We start from the raw sequence: 14,664 nt of genomic DNA on the forward strand, positions 1-14,664 counted from the left end.
ATGTTAAACGCCGTCATTGCCACTAAACATAAAAAAGCACCTCTGATCGCCCCTGCATTAAAGCCACTTGGCTATAATGTGGTAACAACCAGTCTATTTGATACCGATACGCTTGGGATGTTTACTAATGAAGTGCAGCGTGATTGCAGTGCCCAAACAGCGGCACTAATAAAAGCTCAACAAGCGTGTGAACTCACTGGCGAGCAATGTGGGCTTGGTAGTGAAGGCAGCTTTGGAGGTGGCCCATACCCTGGGTTAATGAACTGGGATGAAGAAGTAATTTGTTTTTACGATAAACACACAGACATCGCTATTTATGGACATGCAGGCGGGCCATTTTCACCCAGCAGCTTAACCATTAACAGCGAGACTAATGTTGAATCAATCACGGTCGCATGCCAGCGCTTTAAAGAGCAGCACTGGATACTTGATGACACTCAAACACTTTTTAAAGGGCTAAGCTTTGAAGGCTTGGTTGCTTTATTTAAAGAAAAAGTGCCCAAAGCCGGCATAATCACGCCTGATTTAAGAGCTATGTATAGTGGGCAACGCCAAGCTATTATTCGCCTCGCTGCCGAGGACTTAGCAAGGCGGTTGGCATCAAAATGTCCACAATGCCAGTGTGCTAACTTTGTTGCCAAACAACTCACTAAAGGCTTACCCTGTGAACTGTGTAACATGCCCACACAACAAGTAAAATCAACAACCTCTTTGTGTGATAGCTGCGGCTATAACCATATTGAAGCGAATGAAAAACACGTTGCCGATGCAACATATTGCCAGTTTTGTAATCCTTAAGAGTTATTATGACATCAATACAACCGACTCAATTATTAAATACTGAAGAGCGTATTAACCAAGCCGTAGCACTATTAAAAGCCGGCGAATGCGTTGCCTTACCCACAGAAACCGTTTATGGCTTAGCCGCAGATGCGACTAATAGTGATGCTGTAGCGAAAATATTTACCGCGAAAGGACGTCCAACAAATCACCCGCTCATTGTGCATATTCCCAATCAGTCGCATGTGCACCACTGGGCAAAAAATGTAAATAAGGCGGCCATCACGCTTGCTGATGCATTTTGGCCCGGCCCACTCACCCTAATTTTAAATGCTAAAGATGATTTAAACAGTCCGGTAACAGGCGGCTTGCCCACCATTGGACTTCGCGTGCCTGCGCATCCTGAGTTTTTAGCGGTACTAAAACAATTAAATACTGGTCTTGCAGCTCCCTCTGCTAATCGATACAAGCAGTTGAGCCCAATCAACGCAGCTCATGTTATGCGCGATTTGAATGGTCGAATTAGTGCGGTATTACAAGGAGGTGAATGTAATGTAGGTATTGAATCGACCATTGTCGATGCCAGCTCAGAGCAGTTACGCATATTACGCCCAGGACCAATTTCAGCATCTGATATTTTGCAAAAAACTGGACTGCATGTCAGCACGCCACATTCACATAACGAAGTGGTACCGGGTAATGTAAAAGCGCATTATCAGCCTCATGCACCAGCCATGTTGGCTAATACTGAAGATTTCGCTAAAATTTTGAGTGAAAACTCTCAGAGTAAAAGTCACTATTTAATCTATTCTACTCAATTGCAACAGCAATTATTAGCGGGCGACATTCCATCAGAGCGTATTACTAAGCTCAGTAGTTGCCCTATTGAATACGCTAAAAATATGTATAAAGCACTGCATCTTATTGATGAGACGACCCCATTAACTATTTATATCGAAAAGCCGCCAATAAGCAGTGAGTGGGCTGCAGTGAATGATCGCCTTAGTCGCGCGGCTACTAGTTAGCTTGCAGGTATTCAATTACAGAGGTCGCGTTCACAGGTTTGTAAAAGTAATACCCCTGAAAACGTTTACAGCCAATATCCACTAACATATCAAATTGTGCCTGCTCTTCCACGCCTTCAGCGATAACACTTATGTTATGGCTGAAGGCAATGGCAATAATACTTTGCACCATGCTGATAGACTTAGGATCTATTAAAATATCATCTACAAAGCTTTTATCTATTTTAAGTTCATCTATGGGCAGGCGTCTTAATAAACTCAGTGATGAATAGCCTGTACCAAAATCATCCATCGAGAAACGTATTCCACGCGATTTTAAGCTCAGTATAGTTTCAATCACATGCTCAAGGTTATCCATAAACAGTGACTCTGTAATTTCTAAAATGATACTGTGCGGAGCAACATTGTGCGCCTCTATACTTTGCAATAATTTAGGAATAAAAGCACTGCTTTGAAATTGCATCACAGAAATGTTAATTGCTAGTTCAAGAGGCGTATCGCTATGTTGTTGCATCTTTGCAAATTCACTAATAGAGCGCGCTAAAACAAAGTCACCGATTTTAAAAATTAAATCACTTTGCTCCGCAATAGCAATAAACTCAGCAGGTGATACCATACCCAACTCGCTATCATGCCAACGAATTAGTGCTTCCATAGCATGAATTTTACCCTGCTCATTTACTTGGCACTGATAGGCCATAGAGAATGATTGCTCACTTAGCGCTACATTTAACCGCTCTTCTACTTTTAAACGGCGTAAATAAGCTTGTTTTATACCTGCATGGTAATGGCACAACCACTGTCCTGTATCTTTCGCCCATTGATTAGCCAAATGTGCGCTGCGCACTAGTTTACTTTTGGTTATGCCATGCTCTGGGTAGTTGGCCACACCAACACTCATATTTAAAGGACGTTCGGTATTTTTGGTTTCATATTGTTCAATAGAGGATGCTAATATTTTTTCAAAAGTGTGCCTATTTTGCTCATCCGATAAATGCGGCGTAATAATGCAAAACTCATTGCCACTGTTTCTAAAAACCAAATATGGAGCTGCGAATGTCGCTTGCAACATTGCGGCATAGGCTTTAATTGCCTTATCGCCATACTCCATACCAAAGCGATTATTCATCGAGCGTAAATTGGTAATGTTTATAATTGCCAAGCTAAACGATGTCCCTTTTTTTGCTTCAAAGCTATCACGCAGTGCTTTTCGATTAGGTAACTTAGTTAAATCATCATTACGAGAAAGGTAAAACAGTTCATCAATCCGTTTTTGCTCAGCACGAGCAATAAACCTAAAACCAAAATATAAGAGCGTACAAATCAGTAAATAAATGAAAGAATACCAACAGACCTTCCAATAAAATACACTTTTTATTGGCTGCATCGCTCTGTTTGAAAGTGTCCATAACTGATAGCGATTATCAAATTTTGCAGATGTGATATAAGGTTTGCCTTGAATATCAATAATAAGGCTAAATACTTCTTCAGAAGATTTAAGTGCTTGCTTTGTTTTACCCAGCTGTTTTACTAACTCAGCATCTAGAAGGCCAAAAAATTGCTTAGCTTGTGTACGTGTATAACTAGCAATATCAGCGCTTTTGTTTGAGCTATATTGAATGTAGCCATCTAACTCTCTAATAATTAATAAATAATCATCTTGAGTGCTGCTTAAAATATTTAAATATTTGTCACCATTTGAAATAGCCATTCCAGACGTCATCACTGCAATAACTTCTGCGTTTTCGTCTCTTAGTGCTTTTCGAATAGGAATTATCCACTCTTGGAGTGTTTCATTAAAATAAGTTCTACCTAATATCATTTTATTAGACTTTAAAGTACGAGCAAAGTTGTCACGTGTTCTTTCATTTTCTTTAAGGTTAACTATGGTAGAAGCATCTAAGTTTGAACTGAAATAGAGTATTTGACCATGCGTATTAAATAATCCAAAACCAGTTGAAACGAGGTTTTCTAACAAAATATTATTAAGGTTCTTTATGAGAGATGTATTTGTAGATGAGCTATTATTAGTAACAATATCTCTGCCAATTAGATCCAGCATAAGCTCTTTATTTCTGAGGGTGCTTTTAAGTGCTTGCGCAGAAAACTCCACACGATTTTGGGAGCTTGTGCGGTATTCTTTTTCGATATTTCGCCATTCATAAGCCAACAAAACGCTTAATAGGACTAGACCGCCTAATAGCAAAAAACAAAAGAGTTTCCATAAATTATTTTTTATTAGTGCCATCTAATTTCTCACAACCCGTTTGGTAGTGTGTTATGTATTTGGGTCCTTAACTGCACTTTATGGCTAGCTTGGCTTTTTTTCAAGCTATTTTGTTGCAAAATTGAAACAAACACAAAAAAACACCCATTATTTAACAATAAAAAACTGGCGCAATTAACAAAAAATTCAGTAAGAGTATTGTTTTTTATCACTGAGGTAAGACGTTAATCCATTCTTAAATTGTATATACGTTTATCGCAGTGGTTATTGAGCGGCTATTATAATTTATTCCGTAAATATAATACTGATTTAAAACAATACCTTTAGTTCAAAATTACAATTAAAACTAGCATTTGTATTAAGCGCTTTAGCTTAGTCATAATTATGCAACAATCATCAGCGATAATAGCTGCATTATTAGTCAATATAGTTTTATAAGCCCCCATGAGTGAATCCATGGTGCAATTAACCTTTGCACTACCGTCATTTGAAGATCCTATCTCTGCGGCACTGAGCCACAGCATGGAATTTGAAACGCTGTCACAGCAGGCCAATAGCCAGCATCAAATTGCTTTGCAATGCGTTTTGCCTGAGGCTGCCCATGAAGGTGATATTATTTCACTTAGCGCAACGTTGCCAAACGCACGTGAAGCTCAGTACTACACAGAAAAAAAGCTCAGCCAACTTGATTTAGAGCAAGGACGAGTCACGCTTAGGTTAAGTCAAATAGCGCACCGTCGTGGTTTTGTAATGCAAATGATTTTGCATGGTAAACACGGTACGTTAAAAAATAGCTTGCAATTTGATATGCACATTAACCAATTTGGTAATGGATATACTGTACCAATAAATACGATTACGCCGCCAAAGCCTCATCGCGTTCGTCAGTACCTTGCCAGTGTGGGAACAGCTTTAATCTCACTTTTTTAGCTCTTGTTATAAACTTTTCCATTAAGCTTTAATTAGTTAATCAGCAAAGCTCACTTTACCCATAGTAATATCTAAAATTCCACCCCTTTTATTTTTTGCACTTTGTCGCTGCCCTGCTAAACATTCGTTTGCCAAAATAGCAAACAGCACCGCCTCTTTGGCATCGGGGTGAACACCTAAATCATCAGTATTCTTAAACGCCTTAATATTTGGGCAGTGTATTAGTAATTGCTCCATCAATAATGGATTATGAATTCCTCCACCACTGGCATATACCACACAGTTTTGAACCCCTTCAGCACAGTCATTTAACGCCCTAGCAATCGTAGTCGCAGAAAGCGCATTTAATGTCGCCAACACATCTTCATGGCTTAAATCTTGGGTTGCGGTTTGGGCTTGGGCTGCGCGTAATAAGGCTAAATTAAACACCTCAGGCCCTGTTGTTTTTGGCAGTGGTAATTTAAAAAACGCATTATCGCTGAGCGCTTTTAGCAGTTTTGCATTCACCTTGCCTGCTTTGGCAAGCTTTGCGCCCTCATCATAATGCAGCCCTTTAAAATAAGACTGTACGTAGGCATCCATAATGGTGTTACCTGGGCCTATGTCGCTACTAAACACGCTGCTAGTATCACCGTTTTTAGGTAAAAACGTTAAGTTTGCAATGCCACCCATGTTTAATAAAATGCGGTTTTCATCAGGGCTGGCAAAAAATAAATAATCGCCATATACCGCTAAAGGTGCGCCTTCGCCCCCTGCGGCTATGTGCTTTTGCCTAAAATCGCCAACAGTGGTAATGCTTGTAGTAACTGCTATTTGGTCACTATCACCTATTTGCAAGGTGCCATGTTTAAAGTCATGATGGTTATGCTGCGACTGCGGACAGTGATAAATAGTTTGCCCGTGGCTTGCTATGGCATCAATACTCGCAGGGTCAATACCCCATGCAATTAAACACTGATTAACCATAGCACCATGGAGTTTTCCCACCCAAGGGTGTAACAAAGTCAGCACTTCTAAATCGCATTCGCGCTTGGCAAATACCTGCTTTATTTTAGTTTTATACTCGTCGCTGTATTCAACCGTAGTAAAATTTTTAACCTCTATTTGTGTATGTAAACCCGCACCGGTTATTTTACATAGCGCCACATCTAAACCATCTAAAGAGGTGCCACTCATTAAACCAATAATTAAACGACTGGGCTTTTTAGCGCTATTATAAAGGGCTTCGATATGAGGATGCATAGAGACTCTGTCTGGGTGTTTTTTACATTTTAAAAGAGTTTTAAGCAAAGTTATACCTGTATACACTTTAATTTTAATGAATTGTTTTTCATTGTTTAAGCGTTTAAAGCTTGCTAAGTTATTGGCTGATAATAACAAACTCATTTGTAGCATGATCACTTTACGAGCATTTAAACAACACGATACCTGCCAAATAGTCACCATTTTGAACGATCAACAAGTAGCTCGCTATTTGTCCTCTAAAATTCCATTTCCTTATACCCAAGCAGATGCAAACTGGTGGGTAAATGAGGGAGCAAAATTTGGCATCATTAAAGCCATTGAAGTTGATGGCCTGTGTGTTGGTTGTATTGGTGTTATTCCTGGTGAATTTGAGTATAGCCGCAGTGGCGAAATAGGTTATTGGCTTAGTCAGCAGTATTGGGGGCAAGGTATTATTACCCAAGCCATAGAGTTAATTACTAAAGAAGTGTTTGAAAGTACTAACTTAAACCGTATTCATGCGGCTGTATTTGCAGGTAATGTTGGCTCAATGAGCGCGTTGCTTAAAAATGGTTTTAATAACGAAGCTATTTTAAAGAAAGCAATTTATAAAAATGGTCACTATTTTGATAGCCATCTATTCAGTGTGCTAAAACAGAGTAATTGTTCTAATTAAATTCTTTCGACGGTTGAATTAACCACCTCTCGCCCAAAGCTCGTGTATCAAGGTACAAATCTTTTCTACCTATCCGCGCATTATTGTTGAGCAATGTATAGTTTTAAAGCTTAAACATTCGGTAGTAGGTGGTTTTTCACTTTATTTGGAGGTTTTTATGTCCACAACCAGTCGTCAATTTACTTTAGCATCACGTCCATATGGTGCTCCTACTAATGAAAATTTTGAACTTAAAAACGTAGAGTTACCATCATTAAAAGATGGTGAAGTATTGCTGCGTACTATTTATTTATCACTGGACCCCTACATGCGTGGTCGCATGAGCGATGCTAAATCGTATGCCGACCCTGTAGAAATTGGCGATGTAATGGTTGGTGCAACGGTTTGCCAAGTCGAATCATCTAAAAATGATAAGTTTAGCGAAGGCGAATGGGTATTAGCATATACAGGCTGGCAAACTTACGCTATCTCAAATGGCGAGGGCTTAATGTCATTAGGTAAAGAGCCAACTAATCCGTCTTATGCACTTGGTATTATGGGTATGCCTGGCTTTACCGCCTACATGGGCTTACTAGATATTGGCGCACCTAAAGCGGGTGAAACCGTTGTTGTTGCAGCAGCTACAGGCCCAGTAGGCGCAACGGTTGGTCAAATAGCTAAAATTAAAGGCTGTAAAGTAGTAGGCGTTGCCGGAGGCAGCGAAAAATGCGCTCATGCTGTTGAAACTCTTGGTTTTGATGCATGTATTGACCATAAAGCGGATGACTTTGCCGAGCAGTTAGAAAAAGCATGTGAGCAAGGCATTGATGTTTATTATGAAAATGTGGGCGGAAAAGTGTTTGATGCCGTATTACCTTTGCTTAATACCTCAGCACGCGTGCCTATCTGTGGTTTGGTATCGCAATATAATGCCACCAGCTTGCCTGAAGGTCCTGATAGATTAGGTATGCTAATGGGACAATTGTTAACTAAGCGTATTAAAATGCAGGGCTTTATCATTTTTGATGACTATGGCGATCGTTATGACGAATTTACACAAGACATGCAAAAGTGGCTGCAAGACGGAAAAGTTCAGTACCGCGAACATCTTGTAGATGGTTTTGAAAAAACCATCAGCGCATTTAACGACATGATCAGCGGGAAGAACTTTGGTAAAACCGTAGTAAAGATTAACAGCCCACTATAATAACATTCAGGCTGTGTTGTAATTCAACACAGCTCAATAAGGAAGAAAATGATTAAACTACACCACTTAAACAAGTCTCGTTCTAAACGTATTATTTGGTTATTAGAAGAGCTTGAGGTTGATTACGAAATTGTTGCTTATCAGCGCAATACTGAAACTTTTTTAGCCCCTGATGAGCTTAAAAGTGTGCATCCGCTGGGTAAATCGCCAGTTATAGAAGATGATGGCTTAGTGATCGCCGAGTCTGGTGCTATCACGGATTACCTGATCACTAAATATGGCAAAGGTAAGTTTGCACCAGTCACAGGTACTGCAGAATTTGTAGACTACCAACAATGGCTTCACTTTGCAGAAAGCTCTGCAATTTTACCATTATTGCTAAAAATGTTTGTCCAGAAAGATGGTGCTAAAACGCAATTTTTAGAGGGCTATGCAGATACTGAAACCGCTAAAGTAATTAGCTACTTTAACAGCCGCCTTGAAGGCAAACGTTATTTAGTGGGCGATACTCTCACTGGTGCCGATTTTATGATGTCGTTTATTGTTGAAATCGTTAAAAACGCTGGCCAACTAGGGCACTTTAAAAACCTAGTTAAATACGATGAGCAATTACAATCTCACGAAAAGTTTCATACTGCCAACGAGCTTGAAGCTAAATACGACTAATTTTATGTTCGCTTTGATTGTGGCTAACGCAATCAGAGCGACAATCTCGTTACTCAGGCCTGTCTAAATAAATTTGTTTAAACGCATTAAAATTCAATTCAAATAATTCAACCAACGTCGGATCGAAATGATTACCTGCGCTTTTAATTATCTCAGCTTTTGCTTCATCCATGCTCCAAGGCTCTTTATAACAACGACGACAACATAACGCATCAAACACATCTGCAATCGCAGTAATTCGGCCCTCTAAACTTATATCTTGCTGTTTTTTAGCGTGCGGATAACCCGCACCATCCCATCGTTCGTGATGATCAATCGCAATATTAGCCGCCATATCAATGACAGGATTTCCCGTACCTTTGAGTATTTCCCAGCCTTTGGTGGTGTGCTGTTTCATAATTTCCCATTCATCAGGGTCTAATTTAGCAGGTTTGTTTAAAATCAAGTCTGGAACGCCAACCTTTCCTACATCGTGCAACTGCGCTGCTAAACTAATTCTATCGCAGTATGATTGATTTTGATTATTTAGCTGCGCTAATAGTTTTGCATATAAACCAACCCTGATTACATGTGAGCCGGTTTCTTTGGAGCGTGACTCCATCGCTCCTCCCATCAGTGAAATAGCCAGTTGCTGGGTTTCTTCAATTGAATTAGCTAATAAGAGGCTTTCAAAGGTCAGTACTACATTACCCAAAAATAAATCTACTAGCTGTTGAGCTTCTTTTTTTACCGGCTGCAGCGACTGAAACGCTAAAATAGAATCGAGCCCTTTTTGGGAGTGATGAAAATAAACATAATGATCATCTGCTATAAAATTCTGCTTAGTTTGCTTTGCTCTTAAAAAATACTCTTGATGTTTTTGTGGAATACTGTCAATTCCGTTGCCCGTGAATAAATGTATGCCAGAAAGCTCTCCTTCAATCATTTGTAGTCTTTGATCTAGCTGGCAAATGCCAAATACTTTAGGCGCATCAATATAGAGATTTGCCTCGCTCATATTCAGCACTAACTTAAGCTCTTCCATAACAACAGAGGTAAACTCAACTAAATCACCAATTTGGGTAATAGTAGAAATTGCTTTTATTAGTCGCTTTAAATTATGGCGGTGGGTTTGTAACATGCAAATATCGCGATACGCTCGCAAAGAAGTATAAAAAATTAATTCAAGGTCATGGCTTTGCAGTTGGCTCTTTGCTTTATAGCCATCAATATCATAATCGCGGATAACACTGCGCTCTGGCGCAACCCCAGGCTGTCCGGTTCTTAAAATAATTCGGCTGTACACATTTTGTAAGTCTTGGCGTATGTAACGAGCAAGCTCTAAGCCTGCATGCTCTGTCTCCATAACAACATCGAGCAAAATTAAAGCATAGCGTTCTGAGCTTTGTAGTTTTTCTTTTGCTTGAGCTGCACTATAAACACTGTGCAGCTCGATAGGTCGTTGCTCAAATTCAAAGCGCTTCATTGCAAGTTGAGTTACTTGATGTACAGATTCATCATCATCAACCACTAAGATTTTCCATGATTCAACATGCTTGCTGTCGACCGCTTGTTTTACAACTTCATCATCTTGTAACCAATCCATAAACACACCCTGCTAATTATTGAGTTGATAGCGTTAAGGGGAATTGAATGAAAAAATAAACACCTGGTGTTTGTTTTTTCTTTACAAATATTTGCCCTTTCAAGCGGTGTACAACAAGGTTATACACAATATTCATGCCTAAACCGCTACCGCCACCCGCTCTATTTGTGGTGTAAAAGGGATCAAACACTCTTTTTCGAGCTTCTTCAGTCAAGCCGCATCCATCATCTTGATAATGAATTTGAACATATTCTGAGTATTCTATATGAACCGTGATTAGCCCTTTTCGATTGCCATTACCATAGCCGTGGACAATAGAATTCATGACTAAGTTTGTAAAAATTTGCGCTAAAGCCCCCGGATCAGAGTAGACCTCTGGTTCAAGCTCGGTTGCTGTAACCTTAATATCAATCTCTGTCGTTTTTACTGTATGATACAAGCTTCTGAGCACTTCATTAAAATATTGGCTAATATATAAGCTACGGAGCTCTTCTGTGGTTTGATCAACCGCAACACGTTTAAAGCTGCTGATTAAACCAGCGGCGCGTTGCATATTTTTCAGTAAAATGTCACAACTTAAATCAACTTCAGTAATAAATTCGCTAAACTGCGTTTTACTCAAGGAGCCAGAAGCAACTTTGTTTTTAGTTTCAATTAGTATTTGTCTCAAATGCGACGTCGCAGTTACACAAACACCTAATGGCGTATTCACTTCATGTGCGACGCCACTAACTAAACTGCCAAGTGATGACATTTTTTCTGCTTCAACAAGCTCTTGTTGAGTGCGGCGAAGCTTTATGGTTTGTTCAAGTAAAGCTTGTTCTGCCTCATAGCGTTTACTCGACATTAAATTAATAGAATCACTTAGACGGTCATGAGGGCCGCGCTTAGATACAGTTTGAGAAAAGTCGCCACTGGCTATAGCTGAGCAAACCTGATCAATATCTTTACTGGCTTTAATTAAACGCTCAAAACTTCTAAACATAGTGCCAAGCTCATCTTTTTGAGCCATATATTTTTGAGCATGAATGGACAAATCGCCATTAGCTAGCTGTTCAACAGATTTAATCGCAATATTAATACGCTTAGTTGTTCTGTTAATAAAATACCAAAAGAGTAAAAAAATCAGTAATACACTTGCAAAAGCGGCTGCCAATAATGGTTTAAATTGCGCTTGAATAGGCCCAATAATATCCAATTCAGAGCGGCGCACTATCACTGTCCAATTACCAGTGGCAACCTTGGCCTTATCAAAATAGAAAACCCCAGAATCAAAAGGATCGTTAGCAGATAGTACCTCTCTTTCTTGTCCCTGTGACTTTAGCTGCTTGGCTATACTTGCATAATTAGTATCTAAAATTGCTTTCGTTTTTAATCCTGAGTAATTCAATGTCGTTGCAATCACGTTGTCGCGTTGACTGAGTAGCAAAACATCAATTTTTACTTGCTGCTTTATGGTTTGTAAAAACTCAGTGATGTCAGCAAGTGCTCTATCTACGCTTGCCATACCGACAAATTTATCATTAATGATAATGGGCGAACTTTGTTCAACTAGCATTCTTCCCTCGTAAACATAGGGCTCAGTGATCATCGTTTCGGTATTGCCATCACGTAAAAACTGTTGACGTACTCCCTCATAATAAAGACTAGATTCCATGTCCACCAAGGGCTCAAGTAACAAGCGTTCAGAGTCACTAAAATCACGATGCCAATAAGGTAAAAAACGACCGGTTTGGTCTACATAAACGCCCTCTTTTAATGGCGAAGCATTCACATAGGCTTGATCTTGATTATCGGCATTAGGCTCATAACCAAAAGAAGCCCCCACGAATGAAGGATTCATTTTAAGCACTGCACGAACAAAATTAATACTTGCCTCTCTATCACCAAACAACCCATTTTGCTGTGCTAAGGCCATAATTTCGGTAGTGCGTACTGCCAATTGCGTCTCTTCATTTACTTTTGCAGCAATAGTATCGGCGGTCTGACTCAAGTTAAGCTTTGCTTGCATAACAGCCTGATTAAGGCTGGTTGAATACCAGTAACTCAAAATACCAGTAATAATAAGCATTACGGGAAATGCCAAATAAAGCAGCATTTTTCCTTGCAATGAATGTATCAGTGTTAGTCGCATAATGAGGCTTTAAAAGAAAAAACCACTACCTTTAAATTTTTAGGATGAGTTTAAAAATTAGACTATAAAAGTAGGGTAGGCAAATGAATTGTGTAGAAATTTATTTATATGTCAGGCTTTAGCAAATACTAAAATTAACAGCCATTTTGCATTAGAACTTACTGCTAACTTGTTAACGGAGTAATAGCGCAGTAATTTATTATATTCCTGCAATCTCGCGTTCGGTAATACATTCATCTGACGCCATTTCGAATTCTCGACACGTTAATGGGCGATTTTCGTAAATAGTACACATTAACGTATTACGATCGAGTGCTTGGCACCAACCATCGTCGCCGCGCTTCATGACTTCACTGCCCCATTTGTCGTAATCAATATACTGAAAAGGGACACCCGTATCGCTAACAATACGCACTTCTAATTGGCAACAACACGCTTGGCAATTAGCACAAGTAACGGCGGTTGTATCGATATTTTCAACAGCAATGATTGAGTTTGACATACAGACTTATGAGAAATGATATACAACCTACAGGATACACGAGCGGAGCAATGGTGACAGTAAAATAACTGTCAGATTTTATAAACATCGTCATATGTAATTAACCAATTACTAAAAAAGCGTGCTGGTTAATCAGCACGCTTATTAGTTACGGATTAAAAAGTGAAAACCACTTTAACGTTATCCGATACAGCCGATGAAGAAACAAAGCCAATGGTGTTAGGGTTAGCTGAGACCATTTTGATCACTTCACTGTCATTTTCTAACTCTTTAGGCGGTGTGCCTTTTCCTGTAAAAATCAGTTTTGACCAATACGCTTTTAACTGGTTAGAAGTTTTGTTGAGCAATTTACTATTAAATTGCTCGGTTGCAGCACTGCTTGATTCTTGAGATATTGGAATGATCTTATTACCATTACTAAATGACTTTTCTTTTCCTGTATAAATTCGACTAATAACAGACTCATCAAAACTACTTTCATTTGAGGGATGCACAATAATAGCAAAATCTGCATAGGCGAAGTTAGTAAACAAGAATATTACACAAAATATTAATTTTTTCATCTTACTTCTCCTTAAAATACAACATCAACACCAAGGGTGATTGCTTTACTATCACCAGCCACAGCTAAATCAAACGAATCATCTTTAACCCTATCGTATTGCACTTTAAATGCCGCTGACGGATGAAAGTCCCACCTCACACCAACAGCAAATGTATTATGCTGCTCTGTATCGCCCTCACCTTCTTGTTCAAAGTCTGAAAACATGACATAGGGGGTAATTGAGTCAAAACGATAGCCCGCACTGATCATATAAGTATCAAGATTACCATCTAGGTCTAAGCGGTTAAGTTCACTTAAAACAAAAAAATCACCAAAATCAAGATTTGCAGCTAAGCCATAAAATTTACCATCTCTGCTGTCTTTACCGTCCCACAAAACGGGTTCACCCGCGCGAAAACGCTTGTTGGTATATTGCATGTGGGTCACTCTTAGTTCGAGCCAGTCACGATTAAGTAGTAGTACGCCGCCTAGCATATCTTCCCAAATTTCTCTTGTCGGCTCTTGAAAGAAGAAGTCTGATAACAGTTTGTTATCGTCATCATCTTCTTTACCGGTATAAACATTTGCAGATACTCCCCAGTCACCTACAGAGCCTGAGTAAAGTAAATTAACCCCCTCGTAGTTAAATACTTGCCATGTATAGTTGTCAGCAGGGGCCCGCATCCACACATATGCATAACCTACATCGAAGAAGTCTGAATAATAAAATAGTGGTAAACGCTTCTTACCGGCTTGAATAGTCCAATTATCGTTAATATCGTAAGAAATATAGGCCCATTCAAAATTTGCCTCAAAGTCGTTAACTCCTCTGGCAACTAGCTGACCAGTGACAGAAAGGCCTTCACCTAAATCGCCTGATACCTGTAATCCAATCAAAGACTCTGGCGAAAAGGATAAATCTTCAGTGTAGGCACTTACATTTGGGTAGTCCGCAAGAAAGGTTGGTTCAACGCCATATTGCGGGACACCGGTGCCGCTTAGCACTTTACCCGCATTAATACTCGCGAAACCTGAAATATTAATTTCAGCATAACTACTTGCTGATACAAATACCCCCAATAGTATAATTTTTTGCAGTTTCATTGATCACCTCATTATTATAATGGCCGTCATAGCCAATTTGAGTATAGTAAAGCGAAGAAAAGAAACAAAAAATTAACACTT

Annotated in this window: 13 protein-coding genes; 6 read left to right on the forward strand and 7 right to left on the reverse strand. The window is 39.4% G+C overall.

The genetic code is table 11. The annotated features are described in order from the left end of the window. Positions 1–798 carry a DUF6671 family protein gene (locus P3J6_RS09585; RefSeq protein ID WP_178956969.1) on the forward strand — a complete coding sequence of 266 codons (798 nt, stop codon included), beginning with the start codon at positions 1–3 and terminating at the stop codon, positions 796–798. A gap of 8 nt (positions 799–806) precedes the next feature. Beyond that, positions 807–1,805 carry an L-threonylcarbamoyladenylate synthase gene (locus P3J6_RS09590; RefSeq protein WP_178956970.1) on the forward strand — a complete coding sequence of 333 codons (999 nt, stop codon included), beginning with the start codon at positions 807–809 and terminating at the stop codon, positions 1,803–1,805. On the opposite strand, the gene P3J6_RS09595 is transcribed toward P3J6_RS09590, so the two are convergent. Continuing rightward, positions 1,798–4,053 (reverse strand): bifunctional diguanylate cyclase/phosphodiesterase, encoded by a 2,256-nt coding sequence (locus P3J6_RS09595; protein ID WP_198522862.1) that lies wholly within the window; start codon positions 4,051–4,053, stop codon positions 1,798–1,800. The genes P3J6_RS09590 and P3J6_RS09595 overlap by 8 nt on opposite strands. Before the next feature lie 423 nt (positions 4,054–4,476). Between P3J6_RS09595 and P3J6_RS09600 the strand changes: the two genes are divergently transcribed. Then, positions 4,477–4,962 (forward strand): hypothetical protein, encoded by a 486-nt coding sequence (locus P3J6_RS09600; RefSeq protein WP_198522863.1) that lies wholly within the window; start codon positions 4,477–4,479, stop codon positions 4,960–4,962. Between the two features lie 36 nt (positions 4,963–4,998). Here P3J6_RS09600 and P3J6_RS09605 read toward each other — a convergent pair whose 3' ends face one another. Then, a complete protein-coding gene (locus P3J6_RS09605) occupies positions 4,999–6,204 on the reverse strand; it encodes an anhydro-N-acetylmuramic acid kinase (RefSeq protein WP_138605770.1) in 1,206 nt (401 codons plus the stop codon). A 151-nt stretch (positions 6,205–6,355) separates the two neighbouring features. Between P3J6_RS09605 and P3J6_RS09610 the strand changes: the two genes are divergently transcribed. The 3 genes from P3J6_RS09610 to P3J6_RS09620 all read left to right on the forward strand — a co-directional run bounded on the left by P3J6_RS09610 (position 6,356) and on the right by P3J6_RS09620 (position 8,714). Further along, complete coding sequence (locus P3J6_RS09610) at positions 6,356–6,862, forward strand: GNAT family N-acetyltransferase (RefSeq protein WP_178957430.1); 507 nt, start codon at positions 6,356–6,358, stop codon at positions 6,860–6,862. A gap of 157 nt (positions 6,863–7,019) precedes the next feature. Continuing rightward, positions 7,020–8,048 (forward strand): NADP-dependent oxidoreductase, encoded by a 1,029-nt coding sequence (locus tag P3J6_RS09615; protein WP_198522864.1) that lies wholly within the window; start codon positions 7,020–7,022, stop codon positions 8,046–8,048. A 48-nt stretch (positions 8,049–8,096) separates the two neighbouring features. Continuing rightward, positions 8,097–8,714, forward strand: coding sequence for a glutathione S-transferase family protein (locus P3J6_RS09620; RefSeq protein WP_178956975.1), 618 nt, complete (start codon positions 8,097–8,099; stop codon positions 8,712–8,714). A 49-nt stretch (positions 8,715–8,763) separates the two neighbouring features. Here the strand turns inward: P3J6_RS09620 and P3J6_RS09625 are convergent, their stop codons facing one another. From P3J6_RS09625 to P3J6_RS09645, 5 genes are all read right to left on the reverse strand, one after another. After that, on the reverse strand, positions 8,764–10,299 hold the full coding sequence (locus tag P3J6_RS09625) for an HD domain-containing phosphohydrolase (protein ID WP_198522865.1): 1,536 nt from the start codon (positions 10,297–10,299) through the stop codon (positions 8,764–8,766). Positions 10,300–10,315: 16 nt separating this feature from the next. Continuing rightward, on the reverse strand, positions 10,316–12,433 hold the full coding sequence (locus tag P3J6_RS09630; RefSeq protein WP_232735482.1) for an ATP-binding protein: 2,118 nt from the start codon (positions 12,431–12,433) through the stop codon (positions 10,316–10,318). 199 nt (positions 12,434–12,632) lie between these two features. Then, positions 12,633–12,935 (reverse strand): YkgJ family cysteine cluster protein, encoded by a 303-nt coding sequence (locus tag P3J6_RS09635; RefSeq protein ID WP_198522866.1) that lies wholly within the window; start codon positions 12,933–12,935, stop codon positions 12,633–12,635. Between the two features lie 155 nt (positions 12,936–13,090). Then, positions 13,091–13,498, reverse strand: coding sequence for a substrate-binding domain-containing protein (locus tag P3J6_RS09640; protein WP_178956981.1), 408 nt, complete (start codon positions 13,496–13,498; stop codon positions 13,091–13,093). Between the two features lie 11 nt (positions 13,499–13,509). Beyond that, positions 13,510–14,583, reverse strand: coding sequence for a porin (locus P3J6_RS09645; RefSeq protein WP_054201437.1), 1,074 nt, complete (start codon positions 14,581–14,583; stop codon positions 13,510–13,512). Positions 14,584–14,664: the final 81 nt, after the last annotated feature.

This window comes from Pseudoalteromonas sp. 3J6 (genome assembly GCF_903995135.1).
Lineage (GTDB): Bacteria > Pseudomonadota > Gammaproteobacteria > Enterobacterales > Alteromonadaceae > Pseudoalteromonas.

Coding starts and splice junctions, on each gene's coding strand:
- P3J6_RS09585 (WP_178956969.1), top strand. CDS start 1: ATGTTAAACGCCGTCATTGCCACTAAACATAAAAAAGCACCTCTGATC.
- P3J6_RS09590 (WP_178956970.1), top strand. CDS start 807: ATGACATCAATACAACCGACTCAATTATTAAATACTGAAGAGCGTATT.
- P3J6_RS09595 (WP_198522862.1), bottom strand. CDS start 4,053: ATGGCACTAATAAAAAATAATTTATGGAAACTCTTTTGTTTTTTGCTA.
- P3J6_RS09600 (WP_198522863.1), top strand. CDS start 4,477: ATGAGTGAATCCATGGTGCAATTAACCTTTGCACTACCGTCATTTGAA.
- P3J6_RS09605 (WP_138605770.1), bottom strand. CDS start 6,204: ATGCATCCTCATATCGAAGCCCTTTATAATAGCGCTAAAAAGCCCAGT.
- P3J6_RS09610 (WP_178957430.1), top strand. CDS start 6,356: ATGATCACTTTACGAGCATTTAAACAACACGATACCTGCCAAATAGTC.
- P3J6_RS09615 (WP_198522864.1), top strand. CDS start 7,020: ATGTCCACAACCAGTCGTCAATTTACTTTAGCATCACGTCCATATGGT.
- P3J6_RS09620 (WP_178956975.1), top strand. CDS start 8,097: ATGATTAAACTACACCACTTAAACAAGTCTCGTTCTAAACGTATTATT.
- P3J6_RS09625 (WP_198522865.1), bottom strand. CDS start 10,299: ATGGATTGGTTACAAGATGATGAAGTTGTAAAACAAGCGGTCGACAGC.
- P3J6_RS09630 (WP_232735482.1), bottom strand. CDS start 12,433: ATGCGACTAACACTGATACATTCATTGCAAGGAAAAATGCTGCTTTAT.
- P3J6_RS09635 (WP_198522866.1), bottom strand. CDS start 12,935: ATGTCAAACTCAATCATTGCTGTTGAAAATATCGATACAACCGCCGTT.
- P3J6_RS09640 (WP_178956981.1), bottom strand. CDS start 13,498: ATGAAAAAATTAATATTTTGTGTAATATTCTTGTTTACTAACTTCGCC.
- P3J6_RS09645 (WP_054201437.1), bottom strand. CDS start 14,583: ATGAAACTGCAAAAAATTATACTATTGGGGGTATTTGTATCAGCAAGT.